The 23,197-nt window shown below is 62.5% G+C and carries 27 protein-coding genes; 15 read left to right on the top strand and 12 right to left on the bottom strand.

Annotation, left to right across the window (positions count from 1 at the left end):
- Positions 1 to 21: 21 nt before the first annotated feature.
- From CIT26_RS01190 to CIT26_RS01175, 4 genes are all read left to right on the top strand, one after another.
- Positions 22 to 1,209 (top strand): amino acid ABC transporter permease, encoded by a 1,188-nt coding sequence (locus CIT26_RS01190; protein ID WP_095490866.1) that lies wholly within the window; start codon positions 22 to 24, stop codon positions 1,207 to 1,209.
- 4 nt (positions 1,210 to 1,213) lie between these two features.
- Complete coding sequence (locus tag CIT26_RS01185; protein WP_095490865.1) at positions 1,214 to 2,371, top strand: amino acid ABC transporter permease; 1,158 nt, start codon at positions 1,214 to 1,216, stop codon at positions 2,369 to 2,371.
- Positions 2,372 to 2,391: 20 nt separating this feature from the next.
- Positions 2,392 to 3,195 carry an amino acid ABC transporter ATP-binding protein gene (locus CIT26_RS01180; RefSeq protein WP_095490864.1) on the top strand — a complete coding sequence of 268 codons (804 nt, stop codon included), beginning with the start codon at positions 2,392 to 2,394 and terminating at the stop codon, positions 3,193 to 3,195.
- A gap of 103 nt (positions 3,196 to 3,298) precedes the next feature.
- Positions 3,299 to 3,985, top strand: a complete 687-nt coding sequence (locus tag CIT26_RS01175) for a TIGR02117 family protein (protein WP_206072702.1) — start codon at positions 3,299 to 3,301, stop codon at positions 3,983 to 3,985.
- A gap of 56 nt (positions 3,986 to 4,041) precedes the next feature.
- On the opposite strand, the gene CIT26_RS01170 is transcribed toward CIT26_RS01175, so the two are convergent.
- Positions 4,042 to 5,271, bottom strand: coding sequence for an FAD-dependent monooxygenase (locus CIT26_RS01170; protein WP_095490862.1), 1,230 nt, complete (start codon positions 5,269 to 5,271; stop codon positions 4,042 to 4,044).
- 16 nt (positions 5,272 to 5,287) lie between these two features.
- Positions 5,288 to 5,533 (bottom strand): zinc-finger domain-containing protein, encoded by a 246-nt coding sequence (locus CIT26_RS01165; protein ID WP_095490861.1) that lies wholly within the window; start codon positions 5,531 to 5,533, stop codon positions 5,288 to 5,290.
- A 318-nt stretch (positions 5,534 to 5,851) separates the two neighbouring features.
- Between CIT26_RS01165 and CIT26_RS01160 the strand changes: the two genes are divergently transcribed.
- Positions 5,852 to 8,053, top strand: a complete 2,202-nt coding sequence (locus CIT26_RS01160) for an RNA degradosome polyphosphate kinase (protein WP_095490860.1) — start codon at positions 5,852 to 5,854, stop codon at positions 8,051 to 8,053.
- Positions 8,053 to 9,588 (top strand): exopolyphosphatase, encoded by a 1,536-nt coding sequence (ppx, locus tag CIT26_RS01155; RefSeq protein ID WP_095490859.1) that lies wholly within the window; start codon positions 8,053 to 8,055, stop codon positions 9,586 to 9,588. The genes CIT26_RS01160 and ppx overlap by 1 nt, the downstream gene beginning before the upstream one ends.
- A gap of 28 nt (positions 9,589 to 9,616) precedes the next feature.
- Here ppx and CIT26_RS01150 read toward each other — a convergent pair whose 3' ends face one another.
- From CIT26_RS01150 to CIT26_RS01135, 4 genes are all read right to left on the bottom strand, one after another.
- Positions 9,617 to 10,039, bottom strand: a complete 423-nt coding sequence (locus tag CIT26_RS01150; RefSeq protein WP_095490858.1) for a DoxX family protein — start codon at positions 10,037 to 10,039, stop codon at positions 9,617 to 9,619.
- A gap of 175 nt (positions 10,040 to 10,214) precedes the next feature.
- Positions 10,215 to 10,637, bottom strand: coding sequence for a DoxX family protein (locus CIT26_RS01145; RefSeq protein WP_095490857.1), 423 nt, complete (start codon positions 10,635 to 10,637; stop codon positions 10,215 to 10,217).
- 122 nt (positions 10,638 to 10,759) lie between these two features.
- Positions 10,760 to 12,157, bottom strand: coding sequence for a class II fumarate hydratase (gene fumC, locus CIT26_RS01140; RefSeq protein WP_095490856.1), 1,398 nt, complete (start codon positions 12,155 to 12,157; stop codon positions 10,760 to 10,762).
- 146 nt (positions 12,158 to 12,303) lie between these two features.
- Positions 12,304 to 13,086, bottom strand: coding sequence for an NIPSNAP family protein (locus tag CIT26_RS01135; protein ID WP_095490855.1), 783 nt, complete (start codon positions 13,084 to 13,086; stop codon positions 12,304 to 12,306).
- Positions 13,087 to 13,168: 82 nt separating this feature from the next.
- Here CIT26_RS01135 and CIT26_RS01130 point away from each other — a divergent pair, with 82 nt between their 5' ends.
- Positions 13,169 to 13,867, top strand: coding sequence for a TetR/AcrR family transcriptional regulator (locus tag CIT26_RS01130; protein WP_167391229.1), 699 nt, complete (start codon positions 13,169 to 13,171; stop codon positions 13,865 to 13,867).
- Between the two features lie 35 nt (positions 13,868 to 13,902).
- Here CIT26_RS01130 and CIT26_RS01125 read toward each other — a convergent pair whose 3' ends face one another.
- On the bottom strand, positions 13,903 to 14,490 hold the full coding sequence (locus tag CIT26_RS01125) for a hypothetical protein (RefSeq protein WP_095490854.1): 588 nt from the start codon (positions 14,488 to 14,490) through the stop codon (positions 13,903 to 13,905).
- 127 nt (positions 14,491 to 14,617) lie between these two features.
- Between CIT26_RS01125 and CIT26_RS01120 the strand changes: the two genes are divergently transcribed.
- Complete coding sequence (locus CIT26_RS01120; RefSeq protein WP_167391228.1) at positions 14,618 to 15,748, top strand: metallophosphoesterase; 1,131 nt, start codon at positions 14,618 to 14,620, stop codon at positions 15,746 to 15,748.
- A gap of 75 nt (positions 15,749 to 15,823) precedes the next feature.
- Here the strand turns inward: CIT26_RS01120 and CIT26_RS01115 are convergent, their stop codons facing one another.
- Positions 15,824 to 16,003, bottom strand: coding sequence for a CsbD family protein (locus CIT26_RS01115; protein WP_095490852.1), 180 nt, complete (start codon positions 16,001 to 16,003; stop codon positions 15,824 to 15,826).
- A 625-nt stretch (positions 16,004 to 16,628) separates the two neighbouring features.
- On the opposite strand from CIT26_RS01115, the gene CIT26_RS01110 reads away from it, so the two are divergent.
- The 5 genes from CIT26_RS01110 (at position 16,629) to CIT26_RS01090 (ending at position 18,383) form a co-directional block, all read left to right on the top strand.
- Positions 16,629 to 16,838, top strand: a complete 210-nt coding sequence (locus tag CIT26_RS01110; protein WP_010915421.1) for a cold-shock protein — start codon at positions 16,629 to 16,631, stop codon at positions 16,836 to 16,838.
- 349 nt (positions 16,839 to 17,187) lie between these two features.
- Positions 17,188 to 17,418 carry a hypothetical protein gene (locus CIT26_RS01105; protein ID WP_095490877.1) on the top strand — a complete coding sequence of 77 codons (231 nt, stop codon included), beginning with the start codon at positions 17,188 to 17,190 and terminating at the stop codon, positions 17,416 to 17,418.
- Complete coding sequence (locus CIT26_RS01100) at positions 17,418 to 17,825, top strand: hypothetical protein (protein WP_095490851.1); 408 nt, start codon at positions 17,418 to 17,420, stop codon at positions 17,823 to 17,825. The genes CIT26_RS01105 and CIT26_RS01100 overlap by 1 nt, the downstream gene beginning before the upstream one ends.
- A gap of 1 nt (position 17,826) precedes the next feature.
- Positions 17,827 to 17,994 carry a hypothetical protein gene (locus CIT26_RS36335; RefSeq protein ID WP_095490850.1) on the top strand — a complete coding sequence of 56 codons (168 nt, stop codon included), beginning with the start codon at positions 17,827 to 17,829 and terminating at the stop codon, positions 17,992 to 17,994.
- 53 nt (positions 17,995 to 18,047) lie between these two features.
- Positions 18,048 to 18,383, top strand: coding sequence for a YkgJ family cysteine cluster protein (locus CIT26_RS01090; protein WP_245318951.1), 336 nt, complete (start codon positions 18,048 to 18,050; stop codon positions 18,381 to 18,383).
- A gap of 146 nt (positions 18,384 to 18,529) precedes the next feature.
- On the opposite strand, the gene CIT26_RS01085 is transcribed toward CIT26_RS01090, so the two are convergent.
- Complete coding sequence (locus CIT26_RS01085; protein WP_095490876.1) at positions 18,530 to 19,834, bottom strand: metal-dependent hydrolase family protein; 1,305 nt, start codon at positions 19,832 to 19,834, stop codon at positions 18,530 to 18,532.
- A 487-nt stretch (positions 19,835 to 20,321) separates the two neighbouring features.
- Here CIT26_RS01085 and CIT26_RS01080 point away from each other — a divergent pair, with 487 nt between their 5' ends.
- Entirely contained in the window at positions 20,322 to 20,933 is a 612-nt protein-coding gene (locus tag CIT26_RS01080) for a LysE family translocator (RefSeq protein WP_095490875.1), read from the top strand.
- Positions 20,934 to 20,945: 12 nt separating this feature from the next.
- Here CIT26_RS01080 and CIT26_RS01075 read toward each other — a convergent pair whose 3' ends face one another.
- Both CIT26_RS01075 and CIT26_RS01070 read right to left on the bottom strand, forming a co-directional pair.
- Entirely contained in the window at positions 20,946 to 21,332 is a 387-nt protein-coding gene (locus CIT26_RS01075) for a nuclear transport factor 2 family protein (protein WP_095490848.1), read from the bottom strand.
- A 17-nt stretch (positions 21,333 to 21,349) separates the two neighbouring features.
- Positions 21,350 to 21,799: an OsmC family protein gene (locus CIT26_RS01070; RefSeq protein ID WP_095490847.1), complete on the bottom strand. Its 450-nt coding sequence runs from the start codon at positions 21,797 to 21,799 to the stop codon at positions 21,350 to 21,352.
- Positions 21,800 to 21,917: 118 nt separating this feature from the next.
- Between CIT26_RS01070 and CIT26_RS01065 the strand changes: the two genes are divergently transcribed.
- Positions 21,918 to 22,517, top strand: a complete 600-nt coding sequence (locus CIT26_RS01065) for a TetR/AcrR family transcriptional regulator (RefSeq protein ID WP_095490846.1) — start codon at positions 21,918 to 21,920, stop codon at positions 22,515 to 22,517.
- Positions 22,518 to 22,809: 292 nt separating this feature from the next.
- Here CIT26_RS01065 and CIT26_RS01060 read toward each other — a convergent pair.
- The coding region (locus CIT26_RS01060) for a TCP-1/cpn60 chaperonin family protein (RefSeq protein ID WP_280951071.1) at positions 22,810 to 23,197 on the bottom strand (388 nt) is incomplete at its 5' end.

The raw sequence follows: 23,197 nt of genomic DNA, 5'->3' as shown, positions 1-23,197 counted from the left end.
CTCTTTCCAGGGGATGGTCGAATGGCATCGCAGGAAATTCTTCGCGAGGAGCCAAGCCGCGGCTCCTTCATCAATGATCCGAAGATCCGCGGCATATTCTTCCAGGCGGTGGTCGTCATCGTGCTGGTGGCGTTGGTCTGGTGGATCGCCCAAAACGTCATTGCCAATCTGACGCGCCTGCGCATCGCTTCCGGTTTCGGCTTCCTCAACAGCCGCGCCGGCTTCGACATCAGTGAGAGCGCGATCGCTTATTCGTCGGATTCGACCTATGGCCGCGCCATTCTGGTCGGCTTTCTCAACACAGTGATTGTTGCCGTCGTCGGCATCATCACCGCGACCCTCATCGGCTTTATCATCGGCATCGGCCGGCTTTCGCACAACTGGCTGATCAGGAAGATCTGCACGATCTATGTCGAGGTCTTCCGCAATATCCCGCCGCTGCTGGTCATCTTCTTCTGGTACTCCGGCGTGCTTGCCGTGCTGCCGCCGCCGCGCGAGAGCATCAATTTGCCGTTCAGCTCCTTTCTCAACCAGCGCGGCTTCTATTTTCCGCGCGCCGTGTGGGGCGACGGCTCCTGGCTGATCCTGGTTGCTCTGCTTCTCGGCATCGCCATGGCGTGGTTCGTCGCCCGCAAGGCGCGCCAGCGGCAGATGGCGACCGGCCAGCAATTCCCGGTGTTCTGGACATCGACGGCTTTGATCATCGGCCTGCCGTTGCTGGCCTACGCGCTGAGCGGTTTCCCGCTGAGCTTCGATTATCCAAAGCAATCGACGTTCAACCTGACTGGCGGCTTCCAGGTCAGGCCGGAGTTCCTGTCGCTCTACCTGGCGCTGTCATGCTATACGGCCGCCTTCATCGCCGAGATCGTGCGCGCCGGCATCAGGGGCGTCAACAAAGGCCAGACCGAGGCGGCCGCTGCGCTCGGGCTGCGGGCGGGACCGATCCTGCGGCTTGTCGTCATTCCGCAAGCCATGCGCATCGTCATTCCGCCGCTGACCAGCCAATATCTCAACCTGACCAAGAACTCCTCGCTGGCCATCGCCATCGGCTATCCGGACTTGACTGCAATCGCCGGAACGGTGCTGAACCAGACCGGCCAGGCGGTCGAGGGTGTGGTGATCATGATGGCCGTCTATCTCGCGCTCAGCTTGCTGACCTCGGCGATCATGAACGTGGTCAACGCCAGGATGGCGCTGGTGGAGAGGTAGGGTCATGCAGGAACACGATCTTTCTTTCGTTCGCGTCGAAATGGCGCTGGCACAGTCGGCGCCGCCAAGCGAGCGCGGACTGGGCGCATGGATACGCAAAAACCTGATCGCGTCGACCGGTGACACGATCCTGACCATCATCGGCATCGTCCTGGTCGCGATGATCCTGCCGCAAGTGATCAACTGGGCCTTCATCAGTGCCCAGTGGACCGGCACGGACCGCACGGTCTGCGCCACCGTGGCGCAAGGCGGCATCCAGCCGGACGGCTGGTCCGGCGCCTGCTGGGCCTTCGTCAACGCCAAGTTCGGCCAGTTCATGTTCGGCCGTTATCCGATCGATGAGCGCTGGCGGCCGATCCTGGTCGCCATCCTGTTCGTGGCACTTCTGGTGCCGCTGCTCATCCCGAAGGTGCCGCGCAAGGGGCTGAACGCCATTCTTCTCTTTGGGGCGCTGCCGGTCGTTGCCTTCATCCTGCTGGTCGGAGGCATGTTCGGCCTGCCACTTGTCGAAACCTCGCTGTGGGGCGGGCTGCTGGTGACGCTCAGCCTATCCTTCGTCGGCATTGCCGTGTCGCTGCCAGTCGGTATCGTGCTGGCGCTCGGCCGGCGCTCGAATATGCCGATCGTCAAAATGCTGTGCATCATCTTCATCGAGACGGTGCGCGGCATTCCGCTGATCACCGTGCTGTTCTTTGCCAGCGTCATGCTGCCGCTGTTCCTGCCGGCCGGCGTCAGCTTCGACAAGTTTCTCAGGGCACTGATCGGTGTCTCGCTGTTTGCCGCTGCCTACATGGCCGAAGTGATACGCGGCGGCCTGCAGGCGATCCCCAGGGGCCAGTATGAAGGCGCCGATTCGCTCGGCCTCGGCTACTGGCAGAAGATGGGCCTGATCGTGATGCCGCAGGCGCTGAAGCTGGTCATTCCCGGCATCGTCAACACCTTCATCGGCATGTTCAAGGACACCAGCCTGGTCATCGTCATCTCGATGTTCGACCTGCTCGGCGTCGTCAAACAGAATTTCTCCGACGCCAACTGGGCGACGGCGCAGACGGCCAGGTCCGGCCTGGTTTTCGCTGCCTTCGTCTTCTGGCTGTTTTGTTTCGGCATGTCGCGTTATTCGATGTTCACGGAACGCCGGCTCGACACCGGCCACAAACGCTAAGAACAAGAAGGGGACCTGCCATGGTCATAGAAAATGCAGTCAGCGCGGAGGAGATCAAGGTCAATGCCGCCAAGATGCAGGTTTCCACCACCGATGTCGCCATCGATATCATCGCCATGCACAAATGGTACGGCGAATTCCATGTGCTGAAGGACATCAACCTGAAAGTGATGCGCGGCGAGCGCATCGTCATTTGCGGCCCTTCGGGCTCCGGCAAATCGACGATGATTCGCTGCATCAACCGGCTGGAAGAGCACCAGAAGGGCAAGATCATCGTCGACGGCAAGGAATTGACCAACGATCTCAAGAAGATCGACGAGGTGCGCCGCGAGGTCGGCATGGTGTTCCAGCACTTCAACCTGTTCCCGCATCTGACCATCCTGGAAAACTGCACACTGGCGCCGATCTGGGTGCGCAAGACGCCGAAGAAGCAGGCCGAGGAAATCGCCATGCACTTCCTCACGCGCGTCAAGATCCCGGAACAGGCCAACAAATATCCCGGCCAGCTTTCCGGCGGCCAGCAGCAGCGCGTCGCCATCGCCCGCTCGCTATGCATGAACCCGCGCATCATGCTGTTCGACGAGCCGACCTCGGCGCTCGATCCGGAAATGATCAAGGAAGTGCTGGAGACGATGGTTGGCCTCGCCGAAGAGGGCATGACCATGCTCTGCGTCACCCACGAGATGGGCTTTGCCCGCAAGGTCGCCAACCGGGTGATCTTCATGGATCAGGGCCAGATCGTCGAGCAGAACACGCCGGCCGAGTTCTTTGACAATCCGCGCCACGAGCGCACAAAACTGTTCCTGTCGCAGATCCTGCACTGATTGCTCTCACGCAAATCAGAAGAGCCCGGCCGAAATCCTGCCGGGCTCTTTTGCGTCTGAGCCGTCGGCAGGCGATTGCGCCCCGATTGCGAGGCCGTCTCTCATGAGAAAGCCGTCCCTCGTGAAAAAGCTTGGGCGTTTTCTCGCCATTCTGGTGGTGGCAATCGTGCTTGCCGTGATGCTGGGCACAGTCATTCCACGGCCGCTCTTGCCGGCGGCGGCCGCCGATCTCGTCGCTACCAGGCACATCCTGGTGCTGAAAAATCCGATCCACACCGATATCGCCATCCCGGTCGATGACGATGTGCGCAAGCGCTTCCATTTTCTGGTCGATGGCGGCATTCCGGCCGACATGGCTGGGGTCCGCTACATCGTCTTCGGCTGGGGCGGCCGCGCCTTCTATCTGGAGACGCCGACCTGGTCGGAACTGAAGGTGGTGCCGGTGATGAAGGCGCTGACCCTTGACGCTTCGGTGATGCATGTCGATGTCGCCGGCAACATTGTCGAGCCGCACCCCGACGTCGCCGGCTTCGACATCAGCGAGGAGCGTTTTGCAGCGCTGCTCGACTTCATCGCCGCAAGTTTTCAGCAAGGGCCGAACGGTCCGATCCTGATCGAGAATGCTGCCTATCCCAGGTTCGACCGCTTCTACGAAGCCAACGGCCATTTCAATGCGCTGGTTGGCTGCAACACCTGGACGGCGGCGGCTCTGCGTATCGCCGGCCTGCGGACGGGCTGGTGGAATCCGCTGCCGGCCTCGCTCGACCTGTCGATGCGGATTTATAATTGATGGCTCCGGGTAATCAGCGCCTCATTCCGGCGCTGTCCCGCCAGACGGTCGAGCTTTCATCGCCGATCGACGATTTCCGGCGGCCGCCAGCCATAGAGCCAGTCGAGATCGGCCGCGAGCTTTTCCGGCGAGCGCAGCTTCAGGAACAGGTTGCGCGCGACGGCCATCGGCCCCGCTGCATGCCAGGCGAAGCGGTTGACGGCACCGCGGCGGGCGACCTTGGCGATGCGCGGGCGCCGCACCTTTTCCCAGGCGGCAAGTGCGCTCCCGGGATCGGCAGGCGAGGCGGCGACAAAGCCGGCAAGGGTTGCGGCATCCTCGATCGCCATCGCCGCGCCCTGCGCCGCAAACGGCGTCATCGCATGCGCCGCGTCGCCGATCAGCGCGATGCCGGCGGGCGTCGTCCATGGCTGTCCTTGGTCGACCGTATGGATCGGCCATGCGGTCCACGGGCCGGCATCCTCGGCAAGCCGGGCCAGTGCTGCCGCCGTGCCACGCATGGCGCCGGCGAGGATATTGGGGTCGGCGTGGCCCGACCAGCCCTCGGCGATGATCTCGCCCCTGGTGAAGGCGGCCAGGTTGAACGCCGTGCCGTTGCTGACCGGATAGGCGACGAGGTGGAAGCCAGGATGCAGGAAGGTGGTCACGCAATTGGCGGCGCCGACCGCCGCAACGGCTTCTCCCGCGACGCTGTCTGCACTGATCGTAGCGCGCCAGGCAAGCTCGCCCGAAAACCGGCTTTTGGCCTGAAGACTGCCAAAAGCGCGGATCGCCGACCAGACGCCGTCGGCGCCGATCAGCAGAAAGCCGTCGGCTTCGACCGTCTTTCCGGCAATCTCGACTGTTGCGGTGGTATGGCGCGGTCCTGCGGCGACGCCCCTGACGCGCGCGCCGGTGGCGAGACTGATGTCCGGCTGCTCGGCAAGGCGCGCCATCAGCGCGTCTTGCAGGTCAGCCCGATGAGCGACGAGATAGGGCGCCTGCCAGCGCCTTTCGGCTGCTTCGCCAAGCGGCACCCGCGCCAGCTCGCGCAGCGTGGCGGCGTCCTTGAGCACGACCGCCTCCGGCCGCACCGCCGCCGGCAACAGCCGGTCGAGCACGCCGAGCTGGCGAAGGATGCGCGTCGCGTTGGGTGAGAGCTGGATCCCGGCGCCGGCCGCTTCGAGGCGCGGCGCCTGTTCGAACAGCCGCACCAGATAGCCGCGCTCGGAAAACGCCAGCGCCGCAGTCAGTCCAGCGACGCCGGCTCCGGCGATAACGACCTGCCGGGACCGGGTGTCGTCCATGGGGATGGCGTGCGCGTCAGGCGGCCTGTTCGATATAGAGGCATCCCGCAGGCTGCGTTTCCGTCGCCTTCAGCTTTGGCGAATAGCGATAAAGCGTCGAGCAATAGGGGCAGACCTTTTCATTGTCGTCGCCCATGTCGAGAAACACATGCGGATGGTCGAAAGGCGGGTTGGCACCGGTGCACATGAATTCCTTGACGCCGATGTCGATCGCCGCATAGCCCGCATCGTTCTGGAAATGGGGAATGGAACCGCCAGCCATCGTCGTCTCCTACATTTGCCGCATGACCACCGGATCATGCGCAAAGTCAAAATTCCACCGCGTCCTTCGCGCGTCCAAAGGACGCGCCGCGCTGTAGCCTGGATTGCATCTGGATCATAAGCTGTCTCTTTGCAAGATCGATGAAATCAAACTGTCGTAAAAGCCTGTCACAGGATAAGCTAAGCCGGTTAAGGCATGGTCCGAAAACCGAATTCGGTTTCGCTGGGGATCATGCGTAGCTTAAGTGGTGGGAGCGTCCTTTGCGCGTCCAAAGGACGCGCCACGCTGTGGCCAGCGGGTGCGAAACGAGCAGGAACCATGAACGAACTAAAGCCGGTGCAGAGCGAATTCACCACTGTCGAGGTGGCGAGCCCAGAGGGCGGCAACCCGGACCGCTTCGTCAACCGCGAGTTTTCCTGGCTGCAATTCAATCGCCGCGTCCTCGAGGAATCGCTGAACGCCAATCATCCGCTGCTCGAGCGTGTCCGCTTCCTGTCGATTTCGGCCGCCAATCTCGACGAGTTCTTCATGGTCCGTGTCGCCGGTCTCGCAGGCCAGGTTCGCGAAGGCATCAAGCTGAAGAGCCCGGACGGCCGCACCCCCGAACAACAGCTGGAGCAATTGCTGCGCGAGGTCGAGCGCCTGCAGGAGGACCAGCAGAAGAGCCTTTCCGCGCTGATGCTGCTGCTCGACAAGGAAGGCATCGAGAGCATCAGCCGCGATGCGCTGACCAAGGACGAGAAGACCTGGCTCGAGGATCATTTCCAGGAGCAGGTGTTTCCGGTGCTCACACCGCTTTCGATCGACCCGGCGCATCCGTTCCCGTTCATTCCCAATCTCGGCTTCTCGATGGCCCTGCAACTGCGCCATCGCAGGAATGGCGAAGAGATGAGCGCGCTGCTGCGTCTGCCGGTGGCGCTGAAGCGCTTCATCCGCTTGCCGGACCGCAAGCGTCATGTCCGCTTCATTCCGCTGGAAGAGGCGGTCGGTCTCTATATCGGCAAGCTGTTCCCCGGCTACGAAGTCAAGGGCTCCGGCACGTTCCGCATCATCCGCGACAGTGACATCGAGGTCGAGGAAGAGTCCGAGGATCTCGTTCGCCTGTTCGAGACGGCGCTGAAGCGCCGCCGCCGCGGCTCGGTCATCCGCATCGAATTCGATAAGCTGATGCCGGCTGAACTGCGCGAGTTCGTCGCCGGCGAGCTTGCCGTCTCGTCGAGCCGCATCAGCGTGCTCACCGGTCCGCTGGCGCTCAGCCAGATTTCCGAGATCGTCGCCATCGCCCGCGACGATCTCAAGTTCACGCCCTATAATCCGCGATTTCCCGAGCGCATCCGCGAGCACGGCGGTGACTGTTTCGCCGCCATCCGCGAGAAGGACATCATCGTTCATCACCCCTACGAATCCTTCGACGTGGTGGTGCAGTTCCTGCGCCAGGCGATGGCCGACCCGGAAGTGGTGGCGATCAAGCAGACGCTCTATCGCACTTCGAATGACAGCCCGATCGTGCGCGCTTTGGTCGACGCGGCGGAGGCCGGCAAGTCGGTGACCGCGCTGGTTGAGCTCAAGGCGCGTTTCGACGAGGAAGCCAATATCCGCTGGGCGCGCGACCTCGAGCGCGCCGGCGTTCAGGTCGTATTCGGCTTCCTCGAACTGAAGACCCATGCCAAAATGTCGCTGGTGGTGCGGCGCGAGGACGGCAAGCTGCGCAACTACGTGCATCTCGGCACCGGCAACTACCACCCGGTCACCGCGCGCATCTACACCGACCTGTCCTTCTTCACCACCGCTCCGACGATCGCCCGCGATGTCGCCCAGCTGTTCAATTTCATCACCGGATACGCCGAGCCGACCGAGGAGATGCGGCTGGCCATCTCGCCGTTCACGCTGCGCAAGCGCATCCTCAAGCACATTTCGGACGAGATTGCCCATGCGCTGGAGGGCAGGCCGGCCCGCATCTGGATGAAGATGAATTCGCTGGTTGACCCGATCATCATCGACGCGCTCTATGACGCCAGCCGCGCCGGCGTCGAGATCGATCTCGTCGTGCGCGGCATCTGCTGCCTGAGGCCCCAGGTGCCGGGCCTGTCGGAAAACATAAGGGTCAAGTCGATCGTCGGCCGCTTCCTCGAACACAGCCGCATCTATTGTTTCGGCAACGGCCACGGATTGCCGTCGGACGGGGCGGTCGTCTACATCTCATCGGCCGATTTGATGCCGCGCAATCTCGACCGCCGCGTCGAAACCATGGTGCCGATCACCAATCCAACGGTGCATGAACAAGTCCTCGGTCAGATCATGCTGGGCAACATCATGGACAACCAGCAAAGTTTCGACGTATTGGCTGACGGAACCTCCCGGCGCGCCACGCTCGAGGAGGGCGAGGAACCGTTCAACGCGCAGGAATATTTCATGACCAATCCGAGCCTTTCCGGACGCGGCGATGCGCTGAAATCGCATGCGCCCAAGCGCATCGCGCAGTTCAAGCGCCGCAAGAAAAACGGCGCAGCGACCGGCTGATGATTTCAACGTCCCAGGGCCGGCTTCAGGACCGCCGACCGCTGTCCATCATCGACATCGGGTCGAACTCGATCCGTCTTGTCGTCTATGAGGGGCTGGCGCGCTCGCCGACCACGCTGTTCAACGAAAAGATGCTGGCCGGCCTCGGTCGCGGTATCGTTTCGACCGGAAGGCTCGACCCCGAGGCGGTGACCCGCTCGATGGAGGAATTCCGGCGTTTCCGCGCGCTGTCCGAGCAGGCCGGTGCCGAGCATATGTATGTGCTGGCGACCGCCGCCGCCCGCGAGGCGGTCAACGGCCCCGATTTCATCCACCGCGCCGAAGATGTGCTCAAGACCGAGGTCCAGGTGCTGAGCGGGCGCCAGGAAGCGCATTATTCCGCGCTCGGCGTCATTTCCGGCTTCCACCCGGCCAACGGCATCGCCGGCGACCTCGGCGGCGGCAGCCTCGAACTGGTCGACGTCGACGGCGAGGCAATCGGCGACGGTATCACGCTGCCGCTCGGCGGCCTGCGCCTGCAGGACATGGCCAAGAACTCACTGGCCCAGGCGGGAAAGATAGCGCGCGACGAGCTCGCGAAGGCAAGGCTGCTGAAAGGCGGGCAGGGCAGGCCATTCTATGCGGTCGGCGGCACCTGGCGAAACCTCGCCCGGCTGTACATGGAAATGACCAGCTATCCGCTGAGCGTCATGCACCATTACGAGATCGGCATCGACAGCGCTGCGAACTTCCTCAAGCAGGTCGCCAAGGGCGAGATCGAGAAGATAAGGGGTATCGAGGGTGTCTCAAAGAACCGCCGCTCGCTGCTGCCTTATGGCGCCATCGTGCTGCAGGAGATCATGGCGGCGATGCAGCCGTCCAAGATCATCGTCTCGGCGCTGGGCGTGCGCGAGGGCTTTCTCTATTCGCTGCTCGACAAAGCCGAGCAGAAGGCAGATCCGCTGATCTCGGCCTCGGAGGAACTCGCCCGGCTGCGTTCGCGCTCGGTCACCCACGCGCATGAGCTTGTCGAGTGGACGGGCAAGACATTCGCCGCCTTCGGCATCGAGGAGACCGTCGACGAGGCGCGTTACCGCCAGGCCGCCTGTCTGCTTGCCGACATCGGCTGGCGCGCGCATCCCGAATATCGCGGCAAGCAGTCGCTCAACATCATTGCCCACGCCTCCTTCATCGGCGTCGACCATCCCGGCCGCGCCTTCCTGGCGCTGGCCAACGCCTACCGTCATGAGGGCATCTTCAACGAATCGATTGCGCCGGAAATCAAGGCACTGGCAACGCCGCGCTATATCGAGCGCGCCCGCGTGCTGGCCGCGGTGATGCGCGTCGTCTACCTGCTGACGGCGGCGATGCCGGGCGTCATGCCGCGGCTGAAATGGGAGAGCCGCGGCAATGGCGTGCTTGCACTGGTGCTGCCGGCGGCGCTGGCCGATCTTTACGGCGAGCGACCGGCCGGCCGGCTGGCACAACTGGCGAGGGTTACCAATCGCCGGCTGGTGCTGGCGGTCGAGGGCGGGTCTAACATGCCAGCCAAGTAATCTGGCTCAGTCAAACGGCTTGTGTCGATCACGTCGTCTCAGGGCCGATCCGAAGTAGCCGTCCATCGAACGAATAGGCGCCTCCGCCAGCCATCGCCAGCGCTAGAAAACCGCCTGATAGGGCGATGTCCTTCATCAGCATCTGTGAATGCATAAAGGTCAGCGTCGGATCGTCGCCGCCCTGGCCATAATGGCCGATGAAGCCTGCCGCGATGCAGAAGGCGGCAAGCAGGAGTGCCGCGATCGGTATCTTGAGGCCGACGAGGATGAGCAATCCGGCGATCAACTCGAACAGGCCCGTTGCCCAGGCTACGAGCGTCGGCAGCGGCAGGCCGAGGCCGGCAAAATAGCCAGCCGTGCCGGCAATGTCGGTAAGCACGTGGAAGCCGGATGGAACGAATAACGCGGCGAGAAGCAGTCGGGAAAACAGAAGCAGCGCATTGCGGGGCATTGGTCACCTCCGATGTCGGCCAGGCCGGGTGGCCTGTTCCTCCCCGACGCCTCGATCTTAGCAGAAATTCGAGCCAGGCCACTCGGCCCGGCGAATCGAAAGTCTGGTAGATCGACAACGAAAAAGGGACGCGGAAAATTCCGCGCCCCTTGGTGCAAATCGTTCCTGGACCGCTTCAGCCGCGCCTGGCGTCGACCGAATAGGCGCCGGCGCCCGAGGAAGCCAGCACGAGGAAGCCGCCGGCAATCGCCAGGTTCTTCATGAAGCTGATCATCTGCATCTGATCGGCCCAGCCGGTGTGGGCGACCAGTCCCGTGGCGACGGTGAATATTGCCAGCACCCAGGCGGTGATCCGTGTCTGAAAGCCGATGAGGATGGCGAGCCCGCCGAGCAGCTCGATCAGGCCGACGACAATCGCCGTTACGGTCGGCATCGGCAGGCCCATGCTGCCGAAGTAACCGGCGGTGCCGGCGATCGCAGTGAGCTTGCCGAAACCGGAAAGCACGAAGATGACTGAAAGCAGGACGCGGCCAAGCAGGATGGTGGCCGAGGCGTTGGAAACGGTGCCGGAACCGGCAACGGACGTGTTGGTGGACATGGTGGGCTCTCTCCGGAAGGGTTGCGTTGCCCATCCACATAGAGCAGGGCGACTGTTCACCAAAGATGTAGTTTTGGTTACAGATTGTTCACCGCGGTAACGTTTTTGCGATCAGCGCAAGATCATCCTGGATGCGTCATGTCCTCCGGCCGCACCAGGCGGTCGTAATCGGCTTCGCTGACCAGCCCGGTGGCCAGTGCTTCCTCGCGCAAGGTTGTACCGTTCTTGTGCGCGGTCTTGGCGATTTTGGCGGCATTGTCGTAGCCGATGGTCGGCGCCAGTGCTGTCACCAGCATCAGCGAGCGGTCGAGGGCGGCCTTGATGTTGTCTTCCCGCGCTTCGATGCCGACGACGCAATTGTCGGTGAAGGAGATCGAGGCGTCGGCGAGCAGTTGCACCGATTGCAGGAAATTATAAGCCATCAGCGGGTTGTAGACGTTGAGCTCGAAATGGCCCTGACTGCCGGCGAAGGTCACAGCCGCATTATTGCCGAACACCTGGATGCAGACCTGCGTCAAGGCCTCGCACTGGGTGGGGTTGACCTTGCCCGGCATGATAGATGAACCCGGCTCGTTTTCCGGCAGCGACAGTTCACCAAGGCCGGAGCGCGGGCCGGAGCCGAGCAGACGAATGTCGTTGGCAATCTTGAACAGGGCGCCGGCGCAGGCGTTGATGGCGCCATGCGAGAACACCATGGAATCATGGGCCGCCAGCGCCTCGAACTTGTTCGGCGCGGTGACGAACGCGATGCCGGTGATGTCAGCGATTCGCGCCGCCACCTTCTCGGCAAAACCGACCGGCGCGTTGAGGCCGGTGCCGACGGCGGTGCCGCCTTGCGCAAGTTCCTGCAGGCCGGGCAGCGTCATCTCGATACGTTTGATCGACGAGGCGACCTGCGCGGCATAGCCTGAGAATTCCTGGCCAAGGGTGAGGGGCGTCGCGTCCTGCGTGTGGGTGCGGCCGATCTTGATGATGTGGGCGAAAGCTTTGGTCTTGGCTTCGAGCGCCGCATGCAAATGCTTCAGCGCCGGCAACAGGTCGTGCACGATGCGCTCCGCGCAGGCGATGTGCATGGCCGTCGGATAGGTATCGTTCGACGACTGGCTCATATTGACGTGGTCGTTGGGGTGCACCGGTTTCTTCGACCCCATGACGCCGCCCAGCAGTTCGATCGCCCGATTGGAGATCACCTCGTTGGCGTTCATGTTGGATTGCGTGCCCGAGCCGGTCTGCCAGACGACCAGTGGGAAATGATCGTTGAGCTTGCCGTCGATGACTTCCTGGGAGGCTTCGATGATCGCCTTGCCGATGGCCGGGTCGAGCCGCTTCAGCTCCATATTGGTTTCGGCCGCCGCCCGCTTGACGATGCCGAGCGCGCGAACGATCGACGCCGGCTGCTTTTCCCAGCCGATTTTGAAATTGCCCAGCGAACGCTGCGCCTGGGCGCCCCAGTAACGGCCGGCGGCGACCTCGATGGGACCGAACGTGTCGGTTTCGGTTCTGGTCTCTGGCGCGCTCACATGTCTCTCCGATCTGTCGAATTCGGCACCGGCGTATCGCGTTGCACAAATGGCTTCAAGCGGAGATTGCGGGCGGCAAGGATGCAAATCGGTTGAAGGAACGTCACTTCCTTCTCCCACAAGGGGAGAAGGAAGAGGCTCGCCTCTCACCGCCCAAGCAGCGACTGTGAGGTTGCAGATAGGCGCAAGGTCTCGGTCGATCTAGCCAGACATGAATGGGCCTCCCGCTCGAATGCCTGCCACTCCGGGGAACTGGCAAGGGCTGCCTCGTGGCGGGCATGGGCGTCCGCGCTGTTGAAGGCGGCGACGCTGATGAAGACGTTTTCGCCTGATCGAACCGGCAGGCGGGGAAAGCTGTTTTCGGCATGCTCGGTGACGAAAGCAGCAAGTGGCCGCGCGCCAAGTGCCGCCAACACGGGAATCGCGTCGGTTTCGAAACGGCTGGCGAAGTCGGTTTCGGTGCCGGGCCGCAGATGATGAATCTTGATGACAACAATATCCGACAAGCGGTTGTCTCCGCTTGCCTTTTCGTAACCATGCAAGGCTGCTCGTTGCGATCCCGACAGATCGAAACCGGCGCCCGGCCATGCCGGTTTCAGCAACAGCACGTCGTCGAAGGAAATCATCGTGGCGTTGGCGGCATCGCGCCAGGCGGCCCAGACGGGTCCCTCGTAGAAAGCGGCCAGCGCATCCTTCCTCGCGACCATGTCGTCGAAGCCGCGCAGCCAGACGAACATGTCAGGCCGGTCGAGATCGCGAAACTGACCGATGATGGTCATCCCTGCCGCTTCCTGACCTTCGATCAGGTGACCGTCGAAGATGTCGATCAGCGTTTCCCGCCGGCCGGGTTTCAGCGTGTACTGCCGGAGTTCGACGACCGGCGAGGCGTTGAGGCGGGATTTCGACGGGGCATTCGGGGGCAGGCTGATTGCGGAATCTCCAAAACAGGGTATTCATCCTGTTTTAAAACAGACCGGTTGTCCTGTTTTGTCAATCTGCTATCGTGTGGAAATGTCAGCAGAGATTACCGCTCGCCCAAAGGTGCGGCCCGGGAAACGCAACAACGACCCGGAAGGCCTGCGCAAACGCGTGCTCGATGTCGCCGAAGCCTCGTTTCAGGCGCGCGGCTACCACGCTTCCAGCCTCGGCGACCTGATGGCGGCGGCGGGTGTCACTGGCGGCGCGCTGCATCATCATTTCCCGACCAAGAAGGCGCTGGCGCTGGCGGTAATCGAGGAGCGGGTGGCGGCGGCCGTCGAAGCAACATGGATCGCCCCGGTGCAGGCGGCAGGCTCGGCGCGCGAGGGCGTTCGCAACGTGTTCGAGGCCGTGGCGGCGGAACTGGAGCAACAGGGTTTCGTGCGCGGTTGCCCGCTCAACAACCTGGCGCATGAGCTGTCGCTCGCCGATCCGGATTTTCGCGCCGCCCTTGCCGGCATCTTTTCGGCATGGCGCCAGGCGATCGCCGACAAGGTCAGGGCCGACCAGCAAGCAGGCAGGGAGCAGGACACCGATCCGCAGCGCTTCGCCGCGCTTGCGGTCGCGACCTATTCCGGCGCCATGTCGATGGCCAAGACAGCGCAGGATTCAGGCGTGCTGCGCGATTGCCTGAACGCGCTGGAGCAGGGAGCTTCCCCAGCTTCGTCATCCAAGGGCGAAGCAGTTGCGAAGCGACGTCGCAGGGTGCTGCGGCAGTACAAGGCCTTTTGATACCGGAGCGCCAGTCGCCCTCTGCCCTGCGGGACTTAATTCGGCAGCGGTTTGATGACCTCGTAGCCGACCACGCTTTCGGCGTTGGTGCCCTCGTCATAGCGCCTCGCCAGAACGGCTTGCAGCTCGGGCGCGTAGAGCGCGGTGAATTCATCCTGTGTCTTGCCGGCCTCGTTCTTGATCGTCTGCCTGACAGCGAGCACGCTGTATTTGCAGTCGCCCAGGCTGAACGTCTCCTTGCCCTTGACGTTGATCTCGAGCGTCTCGGTGCCCTTCGGTTGTTTGTTTGCTGCGAGACGGACGAACAGGGTCTTGCTCTTCGCCCCGGCCTTGAGCGGAAACACCTTTCTGAGATCGGAAAACGGGATCATGGCAAGCTGACCGGTCTCGCTGTCGCGAAACACCTCGATCAGGCCGCCGAACAGAAACTGCGTCTGCGGCGATTGGGATTGGTATTCGTTGGCAACCGACACCATGCCACCCGCCGCCGGTCGAAACTCGCTGTGGATGCCGGGCCTTTCGAGAATGAAACCGGCCTTGGCGGCTTTGGCGTCAATGCACTCGGCACCATGAGCGGCGCTCGCCAGGATGGTGAGTGCCGTGCCGATGGATATAGTCTTCATAGCGTCCTCGTCTGCCCGCGCAAGTTGAGTCCTGACACCGAAAGCAATGCCAGACCTGCGGCGCCGTGTCGACATACCGTTCGAGGGAACTGGACGAAGAGGCGCCGGCTGTGCTGAATTTCGCGCCATGAATCGCATCTCGGCAGGATCACTTTCCCGGCGCAGATTCCTGGCGCAGGCGGCGGGATTTGCTGCGGCCGGCGCGCTTGCGCGACCGGCGCTCGGACAGACCGGGCAGCGCATTCCGCCTGTCGAAGCCACCTTCCTGTTCGTCGCCGATGTCCATGCCTGCCGCATGGCCAGCGGACTGAGCCCCAATTGTCAGCAGGAAGGCAAGACCGACGCCGCCTTGCTGCGCAGCGTCGCCGCGTTGAACGGTGTTGGCGAGAAGGAGTGGCCGGCCGCAATCAACGGCATCGCCACCGGCCTGCGCTCGGCCGGCAGCCGTATCGGCGCGCCGCTCGCCCTCGTCGTCGGCGGCGACATGACCGATGACGGCGGCGGCCAGGTCACCCAGCCCAGCGAAGGCACGCAGCTGCTCCAGTTCAGCCAGCGTTACCAGGAGGGCGTCGGCCCCGATCGCGTGCATGTGCCGGTCTATGTCGGGCTCGGCAACCACGATCTCGACCAGAACGGCCCGCCGAACCACGTCGACTGGTACCGTCGCGAAATGCGCGATTATGTCGAGGTCAACCATCGTGCCGGCGTGTTCTTCAAGCCGTCGGTGCCGGTAACCGACTACGATGTCGACACCGACTGCTACTCATGGGACTGGGGCGGCCTGCATCTCGTCCAGACGCATCGTTTTGCCGGCGACACCGGCCACGGTGCGGTCTCCAGCCTGCCATGGCTGAAGCAGGATTTGGCGGCCCACGCGGCGGACGGCCGCCCCGTCGTCCTGTTCCAGCACTATGGCTGGGATATTTTTTCGATCGAAAGATGGGATGCCGCCAAAGGAACCTTCGACGATGACGGACCTGGTGCGCCGCATTGGTGGAGCGAGGCGGACCGGCAGGCGCTGCTGGCGGCGCTGAAGGGCTACAATGTCATAGGCATCTTCCATGGCCACCAGCACGAGACACCGATGATCTACCGCAGCGATGGGCTCGATCTGTTCAAGCCGAAGGCCGCCTATATGGGCGGCTTCGCGCTGGCGCGGGTGACCAGCGACAGCATGGACGTGGTGCTTGGCGAAGCCATCGGTGACCATGGCGAGGTCGCCTTCACCAACGCTTTCTCCAAGAGCCTGAACTTCTAACGGCAACAACTGAGGCGAACAGAAAACCACCTAAGCCGCTTTCCTCATCGCTACTGAAAAACGGCAGCGCAGGGATCAGAGCACCTTCCTGAGCTTGTCCTTCATGTCGCCATAGGCCTTCTGCATTTTGCCGACGATCTTATCGGCAGCGCCTTCAGCCTGGACGCGCCTGTTGCCGGTGGCCTTGCCGGCGGCTTTCTTCACCGAACCTTTGAGCTGCTTGGCTAGCCCTGCAACCTGATCCTTGTTCACCATGGCCGCATCTCCCAGGATTAATTTGCCGTTTGGGAAACGGGCGGCTGGTTTTTCGGTTCCGAGATCACTGGCCCGTGGAAGCGGCGAAGGAGAAATGGCCGGAGCCAGTCCACCCCGAATGGCAACTGCGCTGATCACCTAAGCGGCCGTCGGGCATCGGTGAGGCGACAGCCCTGGCCGCCGGGGCTAAGTGGCGATCGCCGCTCGCCATAAAAGAACGCCCCTCGCGCGTTTTATTGCACGGGAGGCGTCCTTTGTGTCAGCCTTTCCTGAGATTGCTCTCATGAACTGCTGACGATACCCAAAATGCACGGACGCCGAAATGGTTCCCGGCATGGTGCAATTTTTTTTAACAGCTGGCGCTGGCCCGGTTTCGGCGCCAGATCTGCCATCGGGTTGCCTGCGCAGCCAGGCTGCGGAGGCCGGTTCGCCGGGCGGCGAAAGCAAAAAATTGACACGGCGCCAAAAGAAGTCTATAAGCAATTCGTCGATATTTGTTTGACCGACTTTTGTTATCCGCGTGTCTAGGCGCGCCTTTGACGAACTTCCCCCATCAAAATCGAGACAAACGTTGTTGTGCATCCGCATGACGGCGAATGAATATTTGCCACGGAAAGGGTTCGTTATGAGCACAGGCACAGTTAAATGGTTCAACGCCACCAAGGGTTTCGGTTTTATTCAGCCTGACGACGGCTCGGCCGACGTTTTTGTCCACATCTCGGCCGTAGAGCGCGCCGGAATGCGCGACATCGTCGAGGGCCAGAAGCTCGGCTACGAGATGGTCCGCGACAACAAGTCGGGCAAGATGTCCGCCGATCAGTTGAAGGCGGCCTAAAACGGAATTCAGCCTCGCCGGTGACCACGGATGTACTGGCACTGGTGAATGGCTAATTCCAGCGCATGACCCCGGGAAACATCAGTTTCCGGAAAGGATCATGCGCAGAATGAGAAAGTGTCAGCGCGTTCAACTGGACGCGCGGCGCTCCAGCGGAGGTCAGGCAATGCCTGGCCTTTTGCGTTTGGGGCGCTTCAAAAGTTCGAAAAGAGCACCGCGCGTTCGCTTGAACGTGTTAAGGATGTTCCAGCAATTTGAATTCGACTGCCGTATTGCTTTGTGCGTGGCCCTGGTCGAAAGACCGGTCTCGCCATTTTTCGGCATTACGCTCCGAACCGGGAGAAAGACCTTGACCGCCACCACTTCAAAGAAATCCCGCGACCACGCCGAATCCATCTTCAGCAAGACCCAGACCCAGTCCATGTCGCTCAACCGCATCATTTCCGAACAGGATGCCGCCAGCCAGGCCCGGGAAGCCAAGACCGCGCGGCTGCGCGAACTGCGCCTGGAAAAAGAAGCCGACGATATGGCTGCGGCCGCCGCGCTCGCCGCCTCGCCGAAGCGCGTGGGCAAACGCTGATGGCCACGAAGCGCGTCCCGCAAAAGGCGATCGCCGCCGATTCGACCATCGCCGATGTCGTAGGAGAGCTTGACAAGCCGGTCGAATATGTCCGGCGCGTGCTCGAAAAGCTCGAGCGCTGTAGGCGCGCCCATGGCGATGCCCAGGTCAGGCTCGGCGTGCGTGGCCGCTCCGAGTGCCCGAACTATCTGATCGAGTATGTCCGCGAAAATGCCAAGACCAATGAGCGGGTCACCCATCAGGATGCCGCCTATAGCGGCAGCACGCATCGCGAGCTGGCGCCCCGGCACATCGAGGAGGCCAGGAACTGGTCGCCCGAGGAAATGAACATCACGGCGGTCTCGGCGCTGATCGGCCGCCTTCGCAACCCGAATGCGCCATCATCGCGTTTCTCCGACGAGGATTGATATGGCCATAAAATTTTCTGCCAAGGACCAGCCGGCGGCATCCGCTGCCACCGCAAAGCTGGCCAAGCCGGCCGCCGCGCCGAAAGCCGATGAACCCGCCGAGGACGCGACCGATCTGTTCAAGTCGCCGGCGGAAGTAGCGTCGCGCAAGACCAGGAAGAAAAAATAGCGCCTTTGCCGCGAAACGCTGACCTGAATCCCGTTGCGTCAGGGCTGCTTGCCTTGGCGAGCGCCGGGAATTTTTCGTCACTGGAGGAGAGCGCCGCCCCTCTCTTCGACTGCCAGAGCTGCGGCGCCTGCTGTTCCTATTCGGCCGAATGGCCGCGCTTCTCGACCGAGGATGACGCGCAGCTCGACCTGATCCCGCAGAAGTATGTGGCCGCCGACGAATCCGGCATGCGCTGCGACGGCGTGCGCTGCTCGGCGCTTGCCGGCGAGGTCGGCAAGTCGACCATTTGCGGCATTTACGAGGTCAGGCCGGACGTCTGCCGCGCCTGCATGCCCGGTGGCGACGATTGCCTGATGGCGCGCCATGCCCACGGATTGCCGACGCTGTGATAACGGCCCCAGATAGTGTCTCAGTTTGAATTTCCACCTCGGGGTTGGAAGCGGCCATTCCTTGTCGCTCGCCTGTGGAATGCCAGCGCTCTGCGGGCAGCAGGCCATCGGCGGCGTCCAGTAGAGACAGGCGGCTCAGTCGTTCCTCACTGGGTCAGCGTGTTTTTGTAGATCAGGCCGTCTTTCATGATGATTCTGAAGTTGTCGGCAGGATCGGCCACCAGGTCGAGGTTCTCCAGCGGATTGCCTTCGACGAGCAGGACGTCCGCGAGCGCGCCTTCTTCGATCACGCCGAGCTTTCCCGGATAGGGGTTGCGAAGGCCCGACAGCGCGAGCAGCTCGGCATTGGTCCCGGTCGCCATGACGAGCGCTTCGGCAGGCGTGTACCAACGCACAAGCGATGCCAGGATTGCCCCCTGCTGCTTCGCCAACGCGCGGGAGAACAGGACATCGGTGCCCCATGCCGTCTTGATCTTGTATTTCTTCGCGAGTTCGTAGGTCCTGCCGATGCCCGGCCACACCTCATCGGCCTTGGCTCGCTCGACCGAACCCTCTTGGAGGCCTGTCCTCATCAATTCGGGAAGCGGCTGCAAGCTCAGCCAAATGTCCTTTTCGGCGATCAGCTTGGCGGTTGCCTCGTCCATGAGGAAGCCGTGTTCGATGCACTTAACACCAGCCGCGATAGCCTTCCGGATCGCATCCGAGGTGAAGGCGTGCGCGGCGACGTAGGTGCCCCAATTCTCGGCAATTTCAACGGCGGCCCGCAGTTCGGGCTCGGTGAAGGTGGTGACGTCGAGCGGGCTGTGGGGCGAAGACACGCCGCCGCCCGCTGTCAACTTCAGCAGCGCGGCCCCCTGCATGAACTGCTCACGGGCACGCAAACGCACCTCGTCGGGGCTGTCCACGACTATGCTGCCGCCGTTCCTCTCCATGGGGGTGAACAAGCCGCCGATCGTCCGAGGCAAGTCGCTGAGCTGGCGGAAATCCCCATGCCCGCTGGTCACGGTGATCATGGCTCCGGACGGATAGATGCGCGGTCCCGCGATGATGCCTTGATCTATCGCGCGCTTGAGGCCGAACGCCGGCCCGCCCACGTCGCGAACGGTGGTGAAGCCGCGCATCAGCGTGTCCGTCGCCTCGTCGCCGGCCGCAAGATTGGCGAAGCCGATGTCGCCCATCGCCTCTGCCGGGGTGGATGCAATCAGCATTGCGTGCCAATGCGCATCGATCAGCCCCGGCATCAGCGTTCGCCCGTTGCCGGCAATGCGCTGCGCGCGTTCGGCCGCGATGGGACTTGTCGAGATCCGCGCGATCAGGTTGCCCTGGACCAGCACATTCGACGGAGCCGAAAGTGCGGCGCCCTTTCCGTCGAAGATGCGGACGTTTTCGAAAAGTATGTCATCGGCGCTCGCGGTGGCGCAAAGTCCAAGCAGGAGAGCCGCCGCAAGCATTTCTCGGCCAGAGCGAAGCTTCGTGAAAACTGGGCGCGCAAGAAAGAACAGCACAGCGGCGCAGGACATGGCATGCGCCACAACCTTGCCTTTTGTCAGCTCCTGCGATCCAAAGGATTCGTGACACATGACGATTATCCCGCTTCAGGAGGAGAGGTGGTCACGGCGCAAGGACAAGTTTTTAGCTTATACGGCATCGGGGTCAAGAAGTGTTCCGGACTGGCCTCGTTCCCAGTGAAGGGTCGTGCCGAAAGTCAGGCCGATTGCGATGATGCCAGGGGCTAGCAGTGCGAGGTTTGCCTTAGGAAGCGAGCAGACGATCTGACGAAACCTCGCCTGCGGGTCTTGGGTGTAAAATTCCGCCGAGGGATTCCGCTTTGGGTCGTGACCCGAAATTCGAAATGAGACGCTACCGGTCCTCGGGTTGGCTTGTGCCCGCGCGTTTCGCTGGCTAACCTGCCAGCGGCAGGTCACCGGAGGACGCATGGTGAGCATCGAATTCTTTTTGACGTCGTTGATTGTCGTGGCTTCGCCCGGCACCGGCGTTCTCTATACGCTGAGCGCCGGGCTTTCGCGTGGCGCGCGCGCCAGCATCATCGCGGCTTTCGGCTGCACGCTCGGCATCATTCCGCATATGGCGGCGGCCATCACCGGTCTGGCGGCGCTGCTGCACACCAGCGCACTCGCCTTCGAGACGCTGAAATATCTGGGCGTCGCCTACCTGCTCTACATGGCGTGGAACACGCTGAAGGAGAGCGGCGGCTTGAACGTTGGGCAGGATGTCGCGCCGCGCTCGGCCGGCAAGGTGATCACCTCGGGCATCCTCATCAACATCCTCAATCCGAAGCTGTCGATCTTCTTCTTTGCCTTCCTGCCCCAGTTCGTCAGCACCACCGAACCGCATGCGCTGTCGAAGATGCTGGAGCTCAGCACCGTCTTCATGCTTTTGACCTTCGTCGTCTTTGCCGGCTATGGCATCTTCGCCGCCTCGATCCGCAGCCATGTCGTGTCGCGGCCGATGGTGCTGACCTGGATGCGCCGCACCTTCGCCGGCGCCTTCGTCGCGCTCGGCGCAAAACTGGCGCTGACTGAGCGGTAGCGCCTGTCGGCGCTAGCCCTTGACGTATCCCATCGCCTCGACGATCAGCCCGTCCGCTACGCGCATCAGATTGACGCCACGAATGGAGTTGCCGTCGGCAGGCCAGTAACGCCAGCGGATAGTCGCCCGTTCACCGGCGACGAACGTCTCTTCAATATCGAAGCGCGTGCCTGGTTCGCTGGCGATCGCCGACCATAGGTTGACGCAGGCCTCCCGGCCGGCATGGCGGGCGCCATCCGGCGCCGGCACGGTATTTTCGATGACGCAGTCCTCGGCCACCAGGTCCGGGAGTGCCGACGGATCATGAAGCTGGAACACGTCGTTGAAGCGCCGCATGATCTCGGCCGTCTGTCTGGATTGGTCGTCTGGATGGACGACTATGATGCTATCCTGTTTCATCTCAGTATCTCCTGATTTCATTTTTCCGCAGCGGCGGCTGTGACGAGGTCGGCCTTGAGCCTGATATCAGCCACGCCGGCCAAAGCCCGGGAGACGAGGCATGTTGCTTTCGCGGATTGGGCAAGGCGCTGGAATTCCTCGGGCGCCAGGCCCGGGACCTCGGCTTCCGTTTCAAGGTCGATGCGGGTGAGCGTCGGTCCAGCCGTGCTCGATCCGAGATGCACCTTGGCGACGGTGTGGATCCGTACGGGGACATGACCGCCGCTGCCCAGTATGGCGCTCAGCGCCATCGAAAAGCAGCCGGCATGCGCCGCCGCAATCAGTTCCTCGGGATTCGTGCCGGGACCGTTCTCGAAGCGCGACGGGAACGAATAGGCGCCTTCGAAGACGCCGCTGCCGAGCCGCAGCCGGCCCGAACCTTCTTTTAACGACCCCTGCCATTGGGCCTCTGCTTCACGAATGGTCATTTGTCGTTCTCCTCTTCGATGAAACGGCGTCGAATATATAGACTGATCTACTTATTATGTAAACCGATTGTCATATTCGAGGCAAGGCCTATAATGCTCACTCCTGACAGAGGTTGACATGGCGAACGATACCCGCACCCGCATGATCGAGGCGACGGCACTGCTGCTGAGGCAGCGCGGCTATCACGGCACCTCGCTCAACGACATCTTGAGCGCCTCCGGTGCACCAAGAGGATCGCTCTACTTTCATTTTCCGGGCGGCAAGGACCAACTGGTCATCGAGGTGACGCGCGACAGCGTCGAAAAGGTCACGCAAACGCTGGGTGAGGCACTTGCCGCCGAGCAGGACCCGGCGGTAGCTGTCCACCACATTTACCAGTCGGTCGCGCGCATGCTGGAGGACAACCAGTTCACACTTGGCTGTCCGATCGCACCCGTGGTGCTGGACTCGCCGACCGACGTGCCGGAGCTGGCCGAACTGTGCCGGTCGGCCTTCGAGCAATGGATAGGCTTGCTGCAGGCGGCCTTCGTCAGGGCAGGGGTGCCCGAGCGCCGCGCCCGCGCCCTGGCGCTGCTTGTCGAATCATCGCTCGAAGGGCTGATGGTGATCGCGCGCGCCACCCGCGACCGTGCGCCGGTGCTGGCGGTGGCCGATGAAGTCGCCGCGCTGATTGAAGGCGCTTTGCCGCCGAAAGAGGTCGCTGTAACAGCGAGCTGATATATTATGGCCTTCATCGCATCGAAACCGGCGCGGAGCCCTGCCGATACCGCTCGGCGATTCATATTCTACGCCGCCCCGACACTTTGAAGTAACGGCATGGATCCTAGGTGTGATCCATGCCGTGACAGTGGTCGAAGGAACGCGTCCGTGTAGAATGCGCCCCTTGCTTGTGATCAAGCTCCTCAATCCCGACACGTCGCACGGGTCACCTCAGAGCATGATCGCCACGGTAACGAAAAAAGGGCGACCTCTGGCCGCCCTTTCCGTATCTGAAGGCTTATGGATTTCCTTAGAAATCCATGCCGCCCATGCCGCCCATGCCGCCGCCGCCCATACCGCCAGGCATGCCGCCGCCAGCCGACTCCTTCTTCGGAGCCTCCGCGATCATGGCTTCGGTGGTGACCAGCAGGCCAGCGACCGAGGCCGCGTCCTGGAGAGCCGTGCGCACGACCTTGACCGGATCGACGATACCCATGGCGATCATGTCGCCATATTCGCCGGTCTGGGCGTTGAAGCCGAACGTCGGGCCCTTGTTCTCGAGGATCTTGCCGGCAACGATCGATGCTTCCGCACCGGCGTTGGCCGCGATCTGGCGAGCCGGAGCCTGCAGCGCGCGACGCACGATGCTGATGCCAGCGGTCTGGTCGGAGTTGGCGCCGACAGCCTTGATGGTCAGC

The sequence above is a fragment of the Mesorhizobium temperatum genome, assembly GCF_002284575.1.
GTDB classification, from domain to species: Bacteria; Pseudomonadota; Alphaproteobacteria; order Rhizobiales; family Rhizobiaceae; genus Mesorhizobium; species Mesorhizobium temperatum.
This window is presented reverse-complemented; position numbering and strand designations above follow the sequence as displayed.